Raw genomic sequence first — 18,085 nt, forward strand, 5'->3', positions numbered from 1 at the left:
ACCGGAGGCGCTGCGCCTCCGGCTTTTCTTTGTGCTATAGTAGCGCCCCTTTTCCACCAGATGCTTAAAACTTCGCCATGTCGTCAGAATTACAGACCGCTTTCCCTGCACACCGTTTCTCCATTGCGCCGATGCTCGACTGGACGGACAGACACTGTCGCTACTTCCTGCGCCAGCTCTCCCGCCATACGCTGCTGTACACCGAAATGGTGACCACGGGCGCAATCATTCACGGGAAGGGCGACTATCTGGCCTATAGCGAAGAAGAGCATCCGGTTGCCCTGCAGCTGGGCGGCAGCGATCCGGCCGCGCTGGCGCAGTGCGCGAAGCTGGCGGAAGAACGCGGCTACGACGAGATCAACCTGAACGTTGGCTGCCCGTCCGATCGCGTGCAAAACGGCATGTTTGGCGCCTGTCTGATGGGGAATGCACAGCTGGTAGCGGACTGTATCAAGGCGATGCGCGATGTGGTCTCCATTCCGGTCACGGTCAAAACCCGTATCGGCATTGACGATCAGGACAGCTACGAATTCCTGTGCGACTTCATCAACACGGTATCCGGGAAAGGCGAGTGCGAGATGTTCATCATCCATGCACGAAAAGCCTGGCTCTCCGGCCTCAGCCCGAAAGAGAACCGTGAGATCCCGCCGCTGGACTATCCGCGCGTGTATCAACTGAAGCGTGACTTCCCGCACCTGACGATGTCCATCAACGGTGGCATCAAGTCGCTGGAAGAGGCCAAAGCGCATCTGGGGCATATGGATGGCGTGATGGTCGGCCGCGAGGCGTATCAGAACCCGGGCATTCTGGCGACGGTCGATCGCGAAATCTTTGGTATCGAAGGCGCGGATACCGATCCGGTTGCCGTCGTGCGTGCGATGTACCCCTACATTGAGCGCGAGTTGAGCAATGGTACCTATCTCGGCCATATCACCCGCCATATGCTTGGCCTGTTCCAGGGGATTCCGGGCGCGCGTCAGTGGCGCCGCTACCTGAGCGAGAATGCGCATAAAGCCGGAGCCGATATTGAGGTGCTGGAACATGCGCTGCGACTGGTGGCAGACAAGCGATAACTTTCGCTAAAAGTTCGTCAAATTCACCACGCCCTGCGAACGTTCGCGGGGCGTTTTGCTTTAATAACAACAGGTTAATACTGGCATGATTCTTGTAATGCTGAGTGCATTACTCGGGAACTCGTGGGAGAGCACCATGCTGGAACTACTTTTTGTGATTGGCTTTTTTGTCATGCTGTTAGCGACAGGCGTTTCGCTGCTCGGCATTCTGGCGGCTATCGTGGTGGCGACTGTGGTCATGTTTATTGGCGGACTGTTTGCGCTGACGATCAAGCTGTTGCCGTGGCTACTGCTGGCCATTGCGGTCGTGTGGGTGATTCGGGCGATTAAAGCGCCAAAAGTGCCCAGTTATCAGCGCAATAACCGCTTCCGTTACTAAGGTATTGAGGGGTTCGTCACATACTTGTAACTTTTCCGGCGGCATGGCTTAGAACAGAATAGGATTTAGTTATCGAATCTGTCACTATGACTGCCGTTAAAGAATTCATCGAGCTGTACCCTACATACAGCCGAACTAAAAAAAGAAAGGGCTTCCCACGGGAAGCCCAATTTCTTTTTGGGACTCAGGGAATCAACAAACTTGACCCCTGCGTTGCCCGGCTCTCCAGCACTTCATGCGCACGCTGCGCATCGGTTAGCGCGTATTTCTGCGCATCAGCCACATCCACCTTAATGACCCCGCTGGCGATCAGCGAGAACAGCTCGTTGCTGGCTTCCTCAAGTTCTTCCCGGTTGGTGATGTATCCTTGCAGGGAAGGGCGCGTCACGTACAGAGAACCTTTCTGGTTCAGTATGCCGAGATTAACGCCGGTCACTGCACCTGACGCATTCCCGAAGCTGACCATCAGCCCGCGACGCTGCAGGCAGTCCAGCGACGCTTCCCAGGTGTCTTTCCCTACCGAGTCATACACCACGCGGACTTTTTTACCGTTGGTGATCTCTTTCAGCCGTTCAACAATGCTCTCTTCACGGTAGTTAATCACCTGCCAGGCGCCCGCCTGCAGCGCGCGCTGCGCTTTTTGTGCATTTCCGACGGTACCGATCAGCTTCGCGCCCAGCGCTTTTGCCCACTGACAGGCGATAAGCCCGACGCCACCCGCTGCGGCATGGAACAGGAACTGCTCGTCGGGTTTAATTTCATAGGTTTTGCGCAGCAGGTAGTAAACCGTCAAACCTTTCAGGAATGACGCCGCTGCCTGCTCAAAGGAGATGGCGTTAGGCAGCAGGGCGGCTTTATCCGCCGGAACGTTGTGGACGGAGCTGTAAGCGCCCAGCGCGGACTGCGCATACACCACGCGGTCGCCCTCTTTAATATGCTTAACTGCGCTCCCCACTTTGACGACGACACCGGCTGCCTCGGTGCCCAGGCCGCTCGGCATTGACGGAGGCGGGTAGAGACCGCCTCGAATATAGGTGTCGATGTAGTTAATGCCGATGGCTTTGTTTTCAACCTGCACTTCGTTTTCGCCAGGCGCGGCAGGTGTGAACTCCACCGCTTTCAGTACGTCTGGCCCACCGTGTTTCTGGAATTCAATGCGCGTTGCCATGCTCCCTCCGTAAGAAAAATATGGTAATCTTTCGACCCACTCTTTATCTCGGTAACTCCATTCACTATGGCAGGAAACAAACCCTTCAACAAACAGACTGAACCTCGCGAGCGTGATTTCCAGGTCGCAGGGTTAAAGGTCCCGCCGCACTCGATTGAAGCGGAACAGTCGGTGTTGGGCGGTTTAATGCTGGATAACGAGCGCTGGGACGACGTCGCCGAGCGCGTCGTGGCGGAAGATTTCTACACCCGTCCGCACCGCCACATCTTTACTGAAATGGCGCGTCTGCAGGAATCGGGCAGCCCAATCGACCTGATCACGCTCGCGGAATCGCTGGAGCGTCTTGGTCAGCTCGACAGCTGCGGCGGGTTTGCCTATCTGGCGGAATTGTCAAAAAACACGCCTAGTGCGGCGAACATCAGCGCTTATGCCGATATCGTGCGCGAACGTGCCGTCGTTCGCGAGATGATCTCGGTGGCGAACGAGATCGCCGAGGCCGGTTTTGATCCGCAGGGGCGCACCAGCGAAGACCTGCTCGACCTGGCTGAATCCCGCGTCTTTAAAATCGCCGAAAGCCGCGCCAATAAAGACGAAGGCCCAAAAAACATCGCCGATGTCCTCGACGCCACCGTTGCCCGTATCGAACAGCTGTTCCAGCAGCCGCACGACGGTGTGACCGGGGTAAACACCGGCTATGACGATTTGAACAAGAAAACCGCCGGCCTGCAGCCGTCGGATTTGATTATCGTCGCCGCGCGTCCGTCGATGGGTAAAACTACCTTTGCGATGAACCTCGTCGAAAACGCGGCGATGTTGCAGGATAAGCCGGTGCTGATCTTCAGCCTTGAGATGCCCTCCGAGCAGATTATGATGCGTTCTCTGGCGTCGCTGTCGCGCGTAGATCAGACCCGCATTCGTACCGGCCAGCTCGATGATGAAGACTGGGCGCGCATCTCCGGCACCATGGGCATTCTGCTGGAAAAACGTAACATCTATATCGATGACTCCTCCGGCCTGACGCCGACGGAAGTGCGCTCCCGCGCGCGCCGTATCGCCCGTGAACACGGTGGCATCGGTCTCATCATGATCGACTACCTTCAGCTGATGCGCGTCCCGTCGCTTTCCGACAACCGTACGCTTGAAATTGCGGAGATTTCCCGCTCGCTCAAGGCGTTAGCCAAAGAGCTGCACGTACCGGTAGTCGCGCTGTCGCAGCTGAACCGCTCTCTGGAACAACGTGCCGACAAGCGCCCGGTCAACTCTGACCTGCGTGAGTCCGGCTCCATCGAGCAGGATGCCGACTTAATCATGTTTATCTACCGTGATGAGGTTTATCACGAGAACAGCGACCTGAAAGGGATCGCCGAAATTATTATTGGTAAACAACGTAACGGCCCAATCGGGACGGTGCGTCTGACCTTTAACGGACAGTGGTCGCGTTTCGACAACTATGCCGGTCCTCAATATGATGATGAGTAATTTCTAAGGAATTCAAATGCAAGCGGCAACTGTTGTTATTAACCGCCGCGCTCTGCGACACAACCTGCAACGTCTGCGTGAACTGGCGCCTGCCAGCAAGCTCGTTGCAGTCGTGAAAGCGAACGCTTACGGACACGGTCTTCTTGAGACCGCGCGAACGCTCCCCGATGCCGACGCCTTTGGCGTCGCCCGTCTCGAAGAAGCCCTCCGCCTGCGCGCGGGCGGCATTACTCAACCCATACTGCTCCTCGAAGGCTTTTTCGAAGCCACAGATTTACCGACCATTGCTGACCAGCATCTGCACACGGCTGTACATAACGAAGAACAGCTAACCGCACTCGAAACCGCCGAACTGAGCGAGCCGGTGACCGTCTGGATGAAGCTCGACACGGGCATGCACCGTCTGGGCGTGCGTCCGGAAAGCGCGGAAGCGTTTTATCAGCGTTTATGCCGGTGCAAAAACGTGCGTCAGCCGGTGAATATCGTCAGCCACTTCGCCCGCGCCGATGAGCCCGAGTGCGGTGCGACCGAGCGGCAGCTGGATATCTTTAACACCTTCTGCGAAGGCAAGCCGGGGATGCGCTCGATTGCGGCATCCGGCGGTATTCTGCTGTGGCCGCAGTCGCATTTCGACTGGGCGCGACCGGGCATTATTCTCTACGGCGTGTCGCCGCTGGAGAACAAACCCTGGGGGCCGGACTTTGGCTTCCAGCCGGTCATGTCGCTGGTCTCTAACCTGATTGCCGTCCGTGACCATAGAGCGGGCGAGCCGGTCGGCTACGGCGGTACCTGGACCAGCGAGCGTGATACCCGTCTCGGCGTGGTGGCGATGGGCTATGGTGACGGCTATCCGCGCGCCGCGCCTTCGGGCACGCCGGTTCTGGTCAACGGTCGCGAGGTGAAGATTGTTGGCCGCGTGGCGATGGACATGATTTGTGTCGATCTGGGGCCTGAAGCCCAGGATAAGCCCGGCGACGATGTCGTGATGTGGGGCGAAGGTCTGCCCGTTGAACGCATTGCTGAAATTACGAAAGTGAGTGCTTACGAACTTATCACGCGCCTGACGTCAAGGGTGGCGATGAAGTACATCGACTAACATTTCATTCCAGGGAAGGATAATGTCCCCTTCAGAAATCGCGGCTTGTCTGGCCTATGCGCTCTCCGTCTGGCTGGCCGCCAGAAATAACATCCATACGTGGTGGATTGGCATCATAGGCTGCGGACTTTACGCGTGGGTCTTTTATTCAGTACAGCTTTATGCTGACGTTACGCTTCAATTTTTCTTCATTGTTACGAGCATAACCGGCTGGTTGCACTGGCTTAAAGGCAACCATGGAGAGGTATTGCCTGTTCGTCGTACCAAACCGGGGCATTTCTTGATGCTCCTGGCCAGTGCCGTGAGCGTGGCGGCGGTGTACGGACTGATATTGCATCTCTATACGAATGCCTGGGCTCCCTGGCTGGATTCCATCATTTTGACATTCAGCGTTCTTGCTCAGTTTATGCTGATGGGACGACGTCTGGAAAACTGGTACGTCTGGATTGCCGTTAACACGCTGGCGGTACCGCTGTATGCGATGAGGGGCCTGCATCTGACCGCCGGGTTATATCTGCTGTTTTGGTTTAATGCATGGCATGGACTGTATCAGTGGCGTAAGGAGATCCGCGCGCAATGAAGCGTTATGCCAGCGGCCTGGTTGTGGGCAAATTTGCACCTTTGCATTCAGGGCATGAAGCGCTTATCAATGCGGCTCTTGAGCAGTGCGAGACGGTCTTTATCATTAGCTATTCGGTGCCGGAAATATGCGGTTATGAACCTGAAAAACGACTTCACTGGTTAACGATGCGCTTCCCGCAATGTCGCCACCTTGTGCTTTCGCCACAACTGATTAATTCTTATGGTATTTCTCAACCTCCACCGAATGACGCTGACGATGATCGTCACCGTCACTACGTTGCAACGCTATGTGAGGACATTCTGCATTGTCAGCCACAGGCGGTATTTACTGCCGAAGATTATGGAGACGGGTTTGCCATTGTGTTGAGCCAACGTTTCGGACGACCGGTTGCGCACGTTCGTCTCCAGCGTCCACTGGGACCTGATGCCCCTTCGGGAACGCGCATACGTTCTGATGTTCATCGTTATCGTAAGATGATGTCCCCTGAGGTTTATCGCAGCTTTGTTTTCCGCATCTGCTTATTAGGTGGAGAGTCAACGGGCAAAAGCACGCTTTCTAAGGCACTGGCGCAGACGCTAAACGCCCCGTATGTTGCAGAATATGGTCGTGAACACTGGGAAGCAATGAATGGTGTACTTGAACTGGAGGATTTGCTGCATATAGCCCAAGAGCAAGTGCGTCGAGAAGAATTATCCTATATAGCGCCCTATCTGGTGTGCGATACGTCACCTTTAACGACCTTGTTTTACACGCTCGATCAGTTTGGCAGCGCGCCGCAGGCATTAATTGAGTTAGCCGAACGCGACTATTCTCTGGTCGTACTCTGCGGGGATGAATTTCCCTTTGTGCAGGATGGTACCCGCCAGGATGAGGCGTTTCGTCATCGGCAGCAAACGTGGTATGAAGCGGAGCTGTCACAGCGAAATATCCCCTTTTTGCGCGTGCAGGGTCCACTCTCTGCGCGAATCGATCAAATTTGCCGATATATCCAGGGGCTGGCCTGATATCGCTCTCGACCTTCTCCCACTTCCGGTTTATTGTTGAAATCCCTGCCTCATCGAATTCCGGAGAACCATCGCGTGTTTCAGAAAGTTGACGCCTATGCCGGCGACCCTATCCTCTCCTTAATGGAGCGTTTCAAAGAAGATCCTCGCAGCGACAAAGTGAACCTCAGCATCGGTCTGTATTACAACGAGGATGGCATCATTCCTCAATTAAAAGCCGTTGCCGAAGCCGAAGCGCGTCTGAACGCTGTTCCACACGGTGCTTCTCTTTATCTGCCGATGGAAGGGTTAAACACCTACCGCAACACCATCGCTCCGCTGTTATTCGGTGCCGATCACGCGGTGCTCGCGCAAAAACGCGTGGCGACCATCCAGACGCTTGGCGGCTCGGGTGCGCTGAAAGTGGGTGCAGACTTCCTGAAAAAATACTTCCCGGATTCAGGCGTGTGGGTCAGTGACCCGACGTGGGAAAACCACGTTGCGATCTTCGAGGGCGCAGGTTTCAAAGTGGCGACCTATCCGTGGTTCGACAGCGAAACGAACGGTGTGCGCGTTGAAGCGCTACTGGAAAAACTGAACACCCTGCCGGCGCGCAGCATTGTGCTGCTGCATCCATGCTGCCATAACCCGACCGGGGCGGATCTCACCAACGCCCAGTGGGATGCGGTGATTGAGGTACTGAAGGCCCGCGACCTGATTCCGTTCCTCGACATTGCCTATCAGGGCTTTGGCGCGGGCATGGAAGAAGATGCTTACGCCATCCGCGCCGTGGCCAGCGCAGGTCTGCCAGCGCTGGTCAGCAACTCCTTCTCTAAAATCTTCTCCCTGTACGGTGAACGCGTTGGCGGTCTGTCCGTGGTCTGTGAAGACGCCGAAGCGGCGGGTCGCGTGCTCGGCCAGCTGAAGGCGACGGTGCGCCGTATTTACTCCAGCCCGCCAAACTTTGGTGCGCAGGTGGTGGCGATGGTTCTCGGCGACGAACAGCTGAAAGCGTCCTGGCTTGCCGAAGTGGAAGCGATGCGTAAGCGAATCCTGTCCATGCGTCAGGAGCTGGTTAACGTGCTGAAAGAGGCCGTGCCGGGACATAACTTCGACTATCTGCTCAAGCAGCGCGGGATGTTCAGCTATACCGGACTGAGCGCGGCGCAGGTCGATCGCCTGCGCGAAGAGTTCGGCGTTTACCTGATCGCCAGCGGCCGTATGTGCGTGGCGGGACTGAATGCCAGCAACGTTCATCGCGTGGCGCAGGCGTTTGCTGCTGTGATGTAAGTATTCACTTACTTGCATGCTATATGTAGGCCGGGTAAGGCGCAGCCGCCACCCGGCTTTTTTGTTTGCGCCAGTGCCAATCATTGCCCGGTGGCGCTTCGCTTACCGGGCCTACACGCCTCTTCCACGCTTTGTGATCGTCTTCTTTTTATTCAGCTTCATAAGCAAAAACTCCTTCCCTTCACCTCCCGCTGGGGTTATGGTCGGATAGTTTTTTGACCATCTACTCAAATTAAAACGATAACAAACTGAATATTCAGGGGAAAATATGCGCAAGATCACACTGGCGCTCAGCGCCGCCTGCTTATTGTTCTCGCTTAATAGCGCCGTCGTCGCGCGAGCTTCTGCCCCGACGCCGCTTTACACCGGCACCACCGCCGCCATTCTCGCCGAGCAGGCGCCCATTCACTGGATTTCCGTGGCCCAAATCGAAAACAGCCTGATCGGCCGCCCGCCAATGGCCGTGGGCTTTGACATTGACGATACCGTGCTGTTCTCAAGCCCCGGCTTCTGGCGCGGGAAGAAAACGTATTCACCCGACAGCGAAGCGTATCTGAAGAACCCGGAATTCTGGGAAAAAATGAATAACGGCTGGGACGAATTCAGCATCCCGAAAGAGGTTGCCCGTGCGCTTATTGCTATGCACGTGAAGCGCGGTGACAGCATCTACTTTGTCACCGGCCGCAGTCAGACCAAAACCGAAACCGTCTCTAAAACGCTGCAGGATGATTTCCAGATCCCGGCGACCAGCATGAATCCGGTCATTTTTGCCGGTGACAAAGAAGGGCAAAACACCAAAACCCAGTGGCTGGAAAAGAAAAATATCAAAGTATTCTACGGCGATTCGGATAACGATATTACCGCCGCACAGGATGTGGGTGCCAGAGGTATCAGGGTGTTACGTGCCTCTAACTCCACGTATCGACCGCTGCCGATGGCCGGAAAGTTTGGCGAAGAGGTGATCGTCAATTCGGAGTATTAAGTACCCGGCAGCGAGTTTGACTCTTTTTTAATCAAATCTCGCTGCTGCGGGTTTTACCTTTCGTCTTCTTGCTGCACACTTAGAAAGATTCATCTTTCATCACGGAACAGCACATGTGGTATCAACAGACTCTGACCTTAAGCGCTAAACCACGCGGATTTCACCTGGTGACGGATGAAGTCATCGGTCAACTCCGCGACCTGTCGCGGGTGAAAACGGGTTTGCTGCATCTGCTGCTTCAGCACACGTCCGCCTCTCTCACGCTTAATGAAAATTGCGATCCCACCGTCCGGTCCGACATGGAGCATCATTTTCTGAAGAGCGTCCCGGACAACGCGCCTTACGAGCATGACTATGAGGGGGCGGACGATATGCCTTCGCATATTAAATCCTCCCTGCTGGGCGTATCGTTGATGCTGCCGGTTCACAACGGGCGGCTGCTGTTGGGAACGTGGCAGGGGATCTGGCTGGGAGAGCATCGCATTCACGGTGGTTCGCGTAAAATTATCGCCACGCTACAAGGGGAATAAAGATGACAATTTCGGAGATACTTCAGTACTGCATGAGCAAGCCCGGTGCGGAGCAGAGCGTTCATAGCGACTGGAAAGCCACGCAGATTAAAGTGGGAGATGTCCTGTTTGCGATGGTGAAAGAGGTGGAAGGCCGTCCGGCGGCGTCGCTGAAAACCAGCCCTGAACTAGCGGATTTGCTACGTCAACAGCATGATGACGTGAGGCCGAGCAAGCACCTCAATAAGGCGCACTGGAGCACCGTCTATCTGGATGGATCGATTCCAGGCTCACAGATCTACTACCTGGTGGATGCGTCCTATCAGCAGGCGGTTGAGCTGCTGCCGGAAATCACCCGACAGCAGCTCTCCGTGTGACAATTACAGCAACGGTTTAAGGAAGCGCGCGGTGTGCGAGGCTTCGCACTCTGCAACGGTCTCTGGCGTACCGGAGACGAGAATTTCACCGCCGCCGCTGCCGCCTTCCGGGCCGAGATCGACAATCCAGTCCGCGGTTTTAATCACGTCCAGGTTATGTTCGATGACCACGATAGTGTTGCCCTGATCGCGCAGCTGATGCAGAACCTCGAGCAGCTGCTGGATGTCGGCAAAGTGCAGGCCGGTGGTCGGCTCGTCCAGAATGTAGAGCGTCTGACCGGTGCCGCGTTTTGACAGCTCACGCGCCAGCTTCACGCGCTGCGCTTCACCGCCGGACAGCGTGGTGGCGGACTGTCCCAGACGAATGTAGGTCAGGCCTACGTCCATCAGCGTCTGCAGCTTACGCGCCAGCGCAGGGACGGCGTCAAAGAACTCGCGCGCCTCTTCGATGGTCATGTCCAGCACTTCGTGGATGGTCTTGCCTTTGTACTTAATCTCCAGCGTTTCGCGGTTATAGCGCTTGCCTTTGCACTGGTCGCACGGCACGTAGATATCCGGCAGGAAGTGCATCTCAACCTTGATCACGCCGTCGCCCTGGCACGCTTCGCAGCGGCCGCCGCGCACGTTAAAGCTGAAACGTCCTGGCGTATAGCCGCGGGAGCGCGCTTCCGGCACGCCGGCAAACAGTTCACGTACGGGCGTGAAGACGCCGGTATAGGTTGCCGGGTTAGAGCGCGGAGTACGGCCAATCGGGCTCTGGTCAATGTCGATAACTTTATCGAAATGCTCCAGCCCCTGGATGTCGCGGTACGGTGCAGGCTCGGCCAGCGTCGCGCCGTTCAGCGCCGTCTGCGCAATCGGGAACAGCGTATCGTTGATCAGCGTCGATTTACCGGAACCGGACACGCCGGTGATGCAGGTAAACAGGCCAACCGGCAGCGTCAGGGTGACGTCTTTCAGGTTGTTGCCGCGCGCGCCGGTCAGCTTCAGCACTTTTTCCGGATCTGCCGCTACGCGCTGTTTCGGCACTTCAATCTTGCGCTTGCCGCTCATGAACTGGCCGGTCAGCGATTCGGGTACCGCCATAATGTCCTTCAGCGTCCCCTCCGCGACTACCTGACCGCCGTGCACGCCAGCGCCTGGGCCAATGTCGATGACGTGGTCAGCCGCGCGGATCGCATCTTCATCGTGCTCGACCACAATTACCGTGTTACCGAGGTTGCGCAGGTGAACCAGCGTCCCGAGCAGACGCTCGTTGTCGCGCTGGTGCAGGCCGATGGACGGCTCATCCAGAACGTACATCACGCCGACTAAGCCCGCGCCAATCTGGCTCGCCAGACGGATACGCTGGGCTTCACCGCCGGAGAGCGTTTCTGCCGAGCGGGAAAGCGTCAGGTAGTTCAGGCCGACGTTCACGAGGAATTTCAGGCGATCGCCGATCTCTTTCAGCACCTTTTCGGCAATTTTCGCGCGCTGGCCGGAGAGCTTCAGGTTGTTGAAGAAGTCCATCGCGTGACCGATGCTCATGTCTGAGATGGTCGGCAGCGCGGTGTTTTCCACAAACACGTGGCGCGCTTCGCGACGCAGACGCGTGCCTTCACAGGTGGCGCAGGAGCGGTTGCTGATGAACTTTGCCAGCTCCTCGCGCACCGCGCTGGATTCGGTCTCTTTGTAGCGGCGCTCCATGTTGTGCAGCACCCCTTCGAACGGGTGGCGACGCACGGAGGTATCGCCGCGATCGTTCATATACTTGAACTCGATGTTCTCTTTGCCGGAACCGAACAGGATCACTTTGTGCACGTTCGGGGTCAGGCTCGCCCACGGGGCTTCGACATCGAACTTATAGTGCTCCGCCAGCGATTTCAGCATCTGGAAGTAGTAGAAGTTACGCTTGTCCCAGCCGCGAATGGCCCCGCCCGCCAGCGACAGCTCCGGATTCTGGATCACGCGGTCCGGGTCGAAATACTGCTGGACGCCCAGGCCGTCACACGTCGGACACGCGCCCGCCGGGTTGTTGAATGAGAACAGGCGCGGTTCCAGCTCGCGCATGCTGTAGCCGCAAATCGGGCAGGCGAAGTTGGCGGAGAAGAGCAGCTCTTCCGCTTTTGGGTCGTCCATGTCGGACACCACGGCCGTGCCGCCAGAGAGTTCCAGCGCCGTTTCAAAGGATTCCGCCAGGCGCGTGGCGAGATCGTCGCGCACCTTAAAGCGGTCAATCACCACTTCGATGGTGTGCTTCTTCTGCAGCTCCAGCTTTGGCGGATCGGACAGGTCACACACCTCGCCGTCGATACGGGCGCGGATATAGCCCTGGCTTGCCAGGTTTTCCAGCGTTTTGGTGTGTTCGCCTTTTCGCTCTTTAATGATCGGCGCTAGCAGCATCAGGCGTTTGCCTTCCGGCTGCGACAGCACGTTATCCACCATCTGGCTTACGGTCTGGGCCGCCAGCGGGACGTCGTGGTCCGGGCAGCGCGGCTCGCCCACGCGGGCATACAGCAGACGCAGGTAGTCATGAATTTCGGTAATGGTACCGACCGTTGAACGCGGGTTATGCGAGGTGGACTTCTGCTCAATAGAGATAGCAGGGGACAACCCTTCAATGTGGTCGACATCCGGTTTTTCCATCAGCGACAGGAACTGACGCGCGTACGCAGAGAGCGATTCAACGTAACGACGCTGTCCTTCGGCATACAAAGTGTCGAAAGCCAGTGAGGATTTGCCAGACCCCGAAAGCCCGGTCACGACAATAAGTTTGTCGCGAGGGATTATGAGGTTGATATTCTTGAGATTGTGGGTGCGGGCGCCCCGAACTTCGATCTTATCCATTCACCTTTCCCGGTTGGAACACGGATTGCCTGATTTGTTTGAAGGACAAACGGCTGTCAGAAACGGCTAATTATGACACAATTTGACCTGTTTGAATATACAGTATTGGAATGCATTTTCTGATTGGTTGTGTAACAATGTCGAGTCCGCGAGAGATTTCTGAACCGACTACGCAACTATGCAAATTGCCGCGTGGAAATGGTACACTCGCGCGTTTACACTATTAAGAAACGTATTCAGGAGACACGAACATGGCCAGCAGAGGCGTAAACAAGGTGATTCTCGTCGGTAATCTGGGCCAGGACCCGGAAGTACGCTACATGCCGAGTGGTGGCGCAGTTGCCAACATTACGCTGGCTACTTCCGAATCCTGGCGTGATAAAGCGACCGGTGAGATGAAAGAGCAGACCGAATGGCACCGCGTAGTGCTGTTTGGCAAACTGGCAGAAGTGGCCGGTGAGTATCTGCGTAAAGGTTCTCAGGTCTATATCGAAGGCCAGCTGCGTACCCGCAAATGGACCGATCAGGCCGGCGCTGAGAAGTACACCACAGAAGTTGTGGTCAATGTGGGCGGTACCATGCAGATGCTGGGTGGCCGTCAGGGCGGTGGCGCACCGGCTGGCGGCGGTCAGAGCCAGCAGCAGGGCGGTTGGGGTCAGCCTCAGCAGCCGCAGGGCGGCAACCAGTTCAGCGGCGGCGCACAGTCTCGTCCGCAGCAGCAGTCTGCTCCGGCGCCGTCTAACGAACCGCCAATGGATTTCGACGACGACATTCCGTTCTGATTTCCGCGTGCAGAAAACAAAAAACCCAGACTATCGTCTGGGTTTTTTTATTCCGTCAGGGATCAGGTAATCACCATCGGCCAGTCTGGCGGCGTGTGGCTCATCGCCTCAACCATCACCACTTTAATATTTTCCCAGACGGCGGCGATATCCAGCAGGGTGATGCCAAGCAGACCCGTTGCAAACCAGCAGGCCGCACCCAGCCCCAGCAGGGTGCTGATAACAGCAAGACCCGCATAGTCAGATTTACGAAACTGAATATTCAGCGTGCTGGCTAAAAACATCAGTACCGCACTCAACAAAGGCCAGCGCAGGAGAACCATGCTGGTAGTAATGGTTGCCATAAAACCCATCCTCTACAAAACAGACGAACTGAATGAAACGGTGTTTCTCGTTACAAAATATGTGTGAACTATATCACATTTGTTGATTTATTCGCCAGTATCTATGCGATCAAAAAAGAGGATTTTATTCTTCAGAAAAGGCGATTGCGCGGGTTGGTTCTGCCTTCGGCGCACGAGGAGGTGGGCACACAGCGCGCCGGAAACGCACATCGGGCAGGTGGTGATACTGCAAATTCGGTTTTTATAAGAGGGTCGTTATTCTCACTCAATCCTGAAAATATTGTGGTGAAGGCTGACTATTTATAAATCAACGAACACAATGCCTCCGAGCAAATAGCATAAAATGTCCCGATGAAGTTGTACTTTTTTCATGCTGTCAGACGTTTGGCTTAATCAACGATCGTCTGTTGTGTTATCTTCCCGTCAGCCCTAACGGGCTGGATAATTATTTCCCTTAATTGAAACGGAACGAATACTTACAGTTTAACTTACGGGAAAATATTATCGGCATAACGAAATTTAAGATTTTTAATACTAAAAGTCAGTTGCTAACTTCGCATGATTCATGCAACGTAATCACCTGTTTAACAAAGCATCCGGCCTTCATTACTACAGGCGTACAACATGCAGGGATATAGGGCGGGAAATGAATCGTAGCGCGCGGCGCAAAATGCTCAGGGTGGTAGGGATCATCATGGTAGTTATGCTGCCGGTGATGCTTGCGCTATGGTTTGCCCAGCTACGAGCCGTTTCTGAAACAAGCGCCCAGCTACGCACATTTGCTGAACTGGCTTTAGACAAAACAGAGCTGGTTATTCATCAGGTTGAGCTGGCCAGGGACGAGGCTGTAAAATATCAGGGTGAGCTTTGCACGCCGGGACACCGTCAATATATGCTGAACGTTGTTCGTGGCCGCCTGTTTGTCGCCGATTTAATTTACGCTGAAGGTCAGAATTTTCTTTGTTCGACCGTTTTTACACCGGATCACCCCTACGCCATTCCTGTCGCTAATTACACGCGTAAACCTGACGTCGCTATCTATTATTATCGCGACACCCCATTTTATACTGGCTATAAAATGACATATATGCAGCGCGGAAATTATGTGGTTGTCGTCAATCCGCTTTCATACAGCGAAGTCATGTCTGCGGATCATTCTCTCTCCTGGGGTGTGTACGACACGGTAACCAATGCTTTCTTTTCCGTCAGCCAGAAAGCCAATGTTTCTTTATTAAATTCGATGATTCGGGATAAGGAATCGGTATTTCAAAAAGATAACCGCTTTTATACGATCGTAACATCTCCCAAAAGACCGATTGCGGCCATTGTGTCGACATCGAATAAACGCTTTTATGAAACGCTTTATCACCAGGCGACGTTGACGCTGCCGCTGGGCATGATCTGCAGCATTATTATTTTGCTGGTATGGTCCCGCACCCATCGTGAACTTAATTCGCCGGGGCGCTTACTGCACCGCGCGCTGAACAAACGACAGCTTTGCGTCCACTATCAGCCGATTATTGATATTAAGAATAACCGGTGTGTGGGCGCGGAGGCGCTGTTACGCTGGCCCGGCTTTAACGGGCAGGTGATGAGCCCGGCTGAGTTTATCCCACTGGCGGAAAGTGAGGGAATGAGCGAGCGGATTACGGACTATGTCGTTGAGGAGGTGTTCAACGATCTGGGCCATTTCCTGGCCGAGCATCCGCATCTCTATATTTCGATTAACCTGTCGGCCACGGATTTCCATTCCTCGCGGCTGATCGCCATGATTTCCGACAAGGCCCGCCACTACGCCGTCCGTGCGCAGCAAATCAAAATAGAAGTGACGGAACGCGGTTTTATCGATGTGCCAAAAACCACGCCGGTGATTCAGGCTTTCCGTCAGGCGGGTTATGAAGTCGCGATCGATGATTTCGGTACCGGCTACTCGAACCTGCACAACCTCTACTCGCTGAACGTGGATATTCTGAAAATCGATAAATCGTTTATCGATACCTTAACGACCAACAGTACCAGCCACCTGATCGCCGAGCATATTATCGAGATGGCGCAAAGCCTGCGGCTGAAAACCATTGCGGAAGGGGTAGAGACGGCAGAGCAGGTGAGCTGGCTGTTGAAGCGCGGCGTCCAGTTTTGTCAGGGATGGCACTTCGCGAAAGCGATGCCGCCCCAGGAATTTATGACCTGGCAGCAGCAGCCTTTGCACTGAGGGTGATTAATTCAACTGGTGGCGATAGTCGCTCGGCGTGCGGTCAAACTCGCGGCGAAACACGCGGGAAAAGGTTTGTTGCGACACATAGCCAAGGTCCATCGCGATATCAAAAATGGGCCGCTGCGTTGAGCGTAGCGCCTGTGCCGCCAGCAGCAGTCTGCGCTGGCGAATGTATTCGCCCAGCGTCTGATGCATGACCGTGCGGAACATTCTCTGTAAATACCATTTCGAATAGCCCGACTTTTTCGCGACCACATCAATGTTCAACGGTTGGTCGATATGTTCATCAATCCATTCAATAAGCGTCTGAATAATCTGCTGATGCGACATAAGGTTGCCCCTCTGTAGATACAACTATCTCGGTTAATTCGTCGTTTTCTCTGCGGGCGAGTATAATTCCTCAAGTTAACTTGAGGTAAAGAGGTTTTATGGAAAAGAGATTGCCGCGAATTAAAACGCTGTTAACCCCCGGCGAAGTGGCAAAGAGAAGCGGCGTTGCGGTATCGGCGCTCCACTTCTATGAAAGCAAAGGGTTAATTAAAAGCATCCGCAACGGCGGCAACCAGCGCCGCTATACCCGAGACGTGCTCCGCTACGTGGCGATTATCAAAATTGCGCAACGAATCGGAATCCCCCTGGCCACCATCGGCGAGGCGTTTGGCGTGCTGCCTGAAGGGCATACGCTCAGCCCGAAAGAGTGGAAAGAGCTGTCTTCCCAGTGGCGTGAAGAGCTGGACCGGCGTATTCATACGCTGGTCGTCCTGCGTGATGAGCTGGATGGCTGCATCGGCTGCGGCTGTCTGTCGCGTAGCGATTGTCCGTTGCGTAACCCTGGCGACAGGCTGGGCGAGCAGGGGACGGGGGCGCGGCTGCTGGAAGAGGATTAATAAAGAACTAAAGCGCCACATAAGGGCGCTTTAGTTTTTCCCGGTCTTTGTCTTTCACTCTATCCCGCTGGTTCACGGGAGGGTTTCCCCCGACATCAGCACCCCTCAGTGTCGAGCTGGTTGGGGAGGTTCCGGATTGTGCTGACACTTTAATTCTATGCAAGACCCGTTTTTTCGCCAGCCTCACCGACCGTTTTTTAGACGAATTTTTTTCGCGGTGTTGTTCAATTTTCTATAGTTAAAAAGTATGAATAACAGGAGAAAGCCATGCTCACGGTACACCACCTTAACCAGTCGCGCTCGCACCGCGCGATCTGGGCGCTGGAAGAACTCGGCCTGCCTTATGAGATCGTTCACTACCAGCGCGAAAAGAACATGCTGGCGCCGGAGGCTCTCAAAAAGGTGCATCCGTTGGGTAAATCACCGGTTATCGAAGATAACGGGCTGATCCTTGCGGAGTCTGGCGCCATTCTGGAATATCTGCAGGAAACGTACGATGCCGAGTCGCGGCTTAAGCCTTTGGATCCCGCGCATAAGGTGCAATACCGCTTCTGGCTGCATTACGCCGAAGGATCGCTGATGCCGCTGCTGTTAATGAAGCTGGTCTTCAACAGCCTCGGCAAGCCGCCGGTGCCGTTTGGTATCAGAACCCTGGGCAAAGCGCTGGGGCAGGGGGTGCAGAAAGCGTATCTCAACCGTCAGCTGGAGACCCATGCGCGCTTTATTGAATCACATCTTGCCGAAAACAGCTGGTTTGCCGGGGATACGCTCAGCATGGCCGATATTCAGATGAGCTTCCCGATCTTTGCCCTGCTGGCACGCGGCGGTATCGCTAATCTGCCGCATATTCAGGCATGGAAGGCAAAAGTTGAGAACAGCCCTGGCTGGCAAAGAACCCTGGAACAAGGTGGACCGTTATCTATTCCCGGTGAGGACTGAAATGTAAACAAATTGCGCATAGACGATAACGTTTGCGCATCCTCTGTTTATTTCTTCAGCGTCATAAGTGAATTTTAGCGAAAAACGAGAAAGTTCAGTTGAAAAGGGCAGGGATTACGCTAGATAATCGTTTGCCTTAATTTGACCACCCGTTTGTAAGCGCGGAGCTAAAC

Annotated in this window: 18 protein-coding genes; 14 read left to right on the forward strand and 4 right to left on the reverse strand. The window is 55.0% G+C overall.

Annotated elements, in window-relative coordinates; all coding sequences use genetic code 11:
- Positions 1-77: 77 nt before the first annotated feature.
- On the forward strand, positions 78-1,073 hold the full coding sequence (gene dusA / locus UTM25_RS20885) for a tRNA dihydrouridine(20/20a) synthase DusA (RefSeq protein ID WP_032662604.1): 996 nt from the start codon (positions 78-80) through the stop codon (positions 1,071-1,073).
- 136 nt (positions 1,074-1,209) lie between these two features.
- A complete protein-coding gene (gene pspG, locus UTM25_RS20890) occupies positions 1,210-1,452 on the forward strand; it encodes an envelope stress response protein PspG (RefSeq protein ID WP_023310044.1) in 243 nt (80 codons plus the stop codon).
- A gap of 184 nt (positions 1,453-1,636) precedes the next feature.
- Here the strand turns inward: pspG and UTM25_RS20895 are convergent, their stop codons facing one another.
- A complete protein-coding gene (locus UTM25_RS20895; protein WP_194401637.1) occupies positions 1,637-2,620 on the reverse strand; it encodes a quinone oxidoreductase in 984 nt (327 codons plus the stop codon).
- A 66-nt stretch (positions 2,621-2,686) separates the two neighbouring features.
- On the opposite strand from UTM25_RS20895, the gene dnaB reads away from it, so the two are divergent.
- The 8 genes from dnaB (at position 2,687) to UTM25_RS20935 (ending at position 9,919) form a co-directional block, all read left to right on the forward strand.
- Positions 2,687-4,099 (forward strand): replicative DNA helicase, encoded by a 1,413-nt coding sequence (gene dnaB, locus UTM25_RS20900; protein WP_023310046.1) that lies wholly within the window; start codon positions 2,687-2,689, stop codon positions 4,097-4,099.
- Positions 4,100-4,115: 16 nt separating this feature from the next.
- Positions 4,116-5,195: an alanine racemase gene (alr, locus tag UTM25_RS20905; RefSeq protein ID WP_194401636.1), complete on the forward strand. Its 1,080-nt coding sequence runs from the start codon at positions 4,116-4,118 to the stop codon at positions 5,193-5,195.
- 22 nt (positions 5,196-5,217) lie between these two features.
- The gene (gene pnuC / locus UTM25_RS20910) at positions 5,218-5,775 is read left to right on the forward strand and encodes a nicotinamide riboside transporter PnuC (protein WP_194401635.1); all 558 of its coding nucleotides are present in this window, start codon (positions 5,218-5,220) and stop codon (positions 5,773-5,775) included.
- A complete protein-coding gene (locus UTM25_RS20915; protein ID WP_194401634.1) occupies positions 5,772-6,782 on the forward strand; it encodes an AAA family ATPase in 1,011 nt (336 codons plus the stop codon). Before pnuC ends, UTM25_RS20915 begins: the two co-directional genes overlap by 4 nt.
- A 75-nt stretch (positions 6,783-6,857) precedes the next feature.
- Positions 6,858-8,051 carry an aromatic amino acid transaminase gene (tyrB, locus tag UTM25_RS20920; protein ID WP_194401633.1) on the forward strand — a complete coding sequence of 398 codons (1,194 nt, stop codon included), beginning with the start codon at positions 6,858-6,860 and terminating at the stop codon, positions 8,049-8,051.
- Positions 8,052-8,319: 268 nt separating this feature from the next.
- Positions 8,320-9,033, forward strand: a complete 714-nt coding sequence (gene aphA / locus UTM25_RS20925; RefSeq protein ID WP_194401632.1) for an acid phosphatase AphA — start codon at positions 8,320-8,322, stop codon at positions 9,031-9,033.
- A 113-nt stretch (positions 9,034-9,146) separates the two neighbouring features.
- Positions 9,147-9,563, forward strand: a complete 417-nt coding sequence (locus UTM25_RS20930; RefSeq protein ID WP_023310052.1) for a secondary thiamine-phosphate synthase enzyme YjbQ — start codon at positions 9,147-9,149, stop codon at positions 9,561-9,563.
- Positions 9,564-9,565: 2 nt separating this feature from the next.
- Positions 9,566-9,919, forward strand: coding sequence for an MmcQ/YjbR family DNA-binding protein (locus UTM25_RS20935; RefSeq protein ID WP_194401631.1), 354 nt, complete (start codon positions 9,566-9,568; stop codon positions 9,917-9,919).
- A gap of 3 nt (positions 9,920-9,922) precedes the next feature.
- On the opposite strand, the gene uvrA is transcribed toward UTM25_RS20935, so the two are convergent.
- Positions 9,923-12,745 (reverse strand): excinuclease ABC subunit UvrA, encoded by a 2,823-nt coding sequence (uvrA, locus tag UTM25_RS20940; RefSeq protein ID WP_045355262.1) that lies wholly within the window; start codon positions 12,743-12,745, stop codon positions 9,923-9,925.
- 251 nt (positions 12,746-12,996) lie between these two features.
- Here uvrA and ssb1 point away from each other — a divergent pair, with 251 nt between their 5' ends.
- On the forward strand, positions 12,997-13,527 hold the full coding sequence (ssb1, locus tag UTM25_RS20945) for a single-stranded DNA-binding protein SSB1 (RefSeq protein ID WP_029740211.1): 531 nt from the start codon (positions 12,997-12,999) through the stop codon (positions 13,525-13,527).
- A gap of 62 nt (positions 13,528-13,589) precedes the next feature.
- On the opposite strand, the gene UTM25_RS20950 is transcribed toward ssb1, so the two are convergent.
- Positions 13,590-13,871, reverse strand: a complete 282-nt coding sequence (locus UTM25_RS20950; protein ID WP_008503385.1) for a YjcB family protein — start codon at positions 13,869-13,871, stop codon at positions 13,590-13,592.
- Between the two features lie 646 nt (positions 13,872-14,517).
- Between UTM25_RS20950 and UTM25_RS20955 the strand changes: the two genes are divergently transcribed.
- Positions 14,518-16,083: an EAL domain-containing protein gene (locus tag UTM25_RS20955; protein WP_194401630.1), complete on the forward strand. Its 1,566-nt coding sequence runs from the start codon at positions 14,518-14,520 to the stop codon at positions 16,081-16,083.
- Positions 16,084-16,089: 6 nt separating this feature from the next.
- Here the strand turns inward: UTM25_RS20955 and soxS are convergent, their stop codons facing one another.
- Positions 16,090-16,416: a superoxide response transcriptional regulator SoxS gene (soxS, locus tag UTM25_RS20960; protein ID WP_013095071.1), complete on the reverse strand. Its 327-nt coding sequence runs from the start codon at positions 16,414-16,416 to the stop codon at positions 16,090-16,092.
- A gap of 98 nt (positions 16,417-16,514) precedes the next feature.
- Here soxS and soxR point away from each other — a divergent pair, with 98 nt between their 5' ends.
- Entirely contained in the window at positions 16,515-16,973 is a 459-nt protein-coding gene (gene soxR / locus UTM25_RS20965; RefSeq protein WP_194401629.1) for a redox-sensitive transcriptional activator SoxR, read from the forward strand.
- Between the two features lie 267 nt (positions 16,974-17,240).
- Positions 17,241-17,912, forward strand: coding sequence for a glutathione S-transferase family protein (locus UTM25_RS20970; RefSeq protein WP_194401628.1), 672 nt, complete (start codon positions 17,241-17,243; stop codon positions 17,910-17,912).
- The last annotated feature ends 173 nt before the right edge of the window (positions 17,913-18,085 follow it).

Source organism: Enterobacter sp. 61D5 (assembly GCF_034107965.1).
GTDB lineage: Bacteria > Pseudomonadota > Gammaproteobacteria > Enterobacterales > Enterobacteriaceae > Enterobacter > Enterobacter cloacae_M.

Excerpts from the sequence above, each read along its gene's own strand:
- UTM25_RS20970 (WP_194401628.1), top strand. The coding sequence starts at position 17,241 with ATGCTCACGGTACACCACCTTAACCAGTCGCGCTCGCACCGCGCGATC.
- aphA (WP_194401632.1), top strand. The coding sequence starts at position 8,320 with ATGCGCAAGATCACACTGGCGCTCAGCGCCGCCTGCTTATTGTTCTCG.
- UTM25_RS20895 (WP_194401637.1), bottom strand. The coding sequence starts at position 2,620 with ATGGCAACGCGCATTGAATTCCAGAAACACGGTGGGCCAGACGTACTG.
- soxR (WP_194401629.1), top strand. The coding sequence starts at position 16,515 with ATGGAAAAGAGATTGCCGCGAATTAAAACGCTGTTAACCCCCGGCGAA.
- UTM25_RS20935 (WP_194401631.1), top strand. The coding sequence starts at position 9,566 with ATGACAATTTCGGAGATACTTCAGTACTGCATGAGCAAGCCCGGTGCG.
- dnaB (WP_023310046.1), top strand. The coding sequence starts at position 2,687 with ATGGCAGGAAACAAACCCTTCAACAAACAGACTGAACCTCGCGAGCGT.
- alr (WP_194401636.1), top strand. The coding sequence starts at position 4,116 with ATGCAAGCGGCAACTGTTGTTATTAACCGCCGCGCTCTGCGACACAAC.
- pnuC (WP_194401635.1), top strand. The coding sequence starts at position 5,218 with ATGTCCCCTTCAGAAATCGCGGCTTGTCTGGCCTATGCGCTCTCCGTC.
- ssb1 (WP_029740211.1), top strand. The coding sequence starts at position 12,997 with ATGGCCAGCAGAGGCGTAAACAAGGTGATTCTCGTCGGTAATCTGGGC.
- pspG (WP_023310044.1), top strand. The coding sequence starts at position 1,210 with ATGCTGGAACTACTTTTTGTGATTGGCTTTTTTGTCATGCTGTTAGCG.
- UTM25_RS20915 (WP_194401634.1), top strand. The coding sequence starts at position 5,772 with ATGAAGCGTTATGCCAGCGGCCTGGTTGTGGGCAAATTTGCACCTTTG.
- uvrA (WP_045355262.1), bottom strand. The coding sequence starts at position 12,745 with ATGGATAAGATCGAAGTTCGGGGCGCCCGCACCCACAATCTCAAGAAT.
- UTM25_RS20950 (WP_008503385.1), bottom strand. The coding sequence starts at position 13,871 with ATGGCAACCATTACTACCAGCATGGTTCTCCTGCGCTGGCCTTTGTTG.
- UTM25_RS20955 (WP_194401630.1), top strand. The coding sequence starts at position 14,518 with ATGAATCGTAGCGCGCGGCGCAAAATGCTCAGGGTGGTAGGGATCATC.
- soxS (WP_013095071.1), bottom strand. The coding sequence starts at position 16,416 with ATGTCGCATCAGCAGATTATTCAGACGCTTATTGAATGGATTGATGAA.
- UTM25_RS20930 (WP_023310052.1), top strand. The coding sequence starts at position 9,147 with ATGTGGTATCAACAGACTCTGACCTTAAGCGCTAAACCACGCGGATTT.
- dusA (WP_032662604.1), top strand. The coding sequence starts at position 78 with ATGTCGTCAGAATTACAGACCGCTTTCCCTGCACACCGTTTCTCCATT.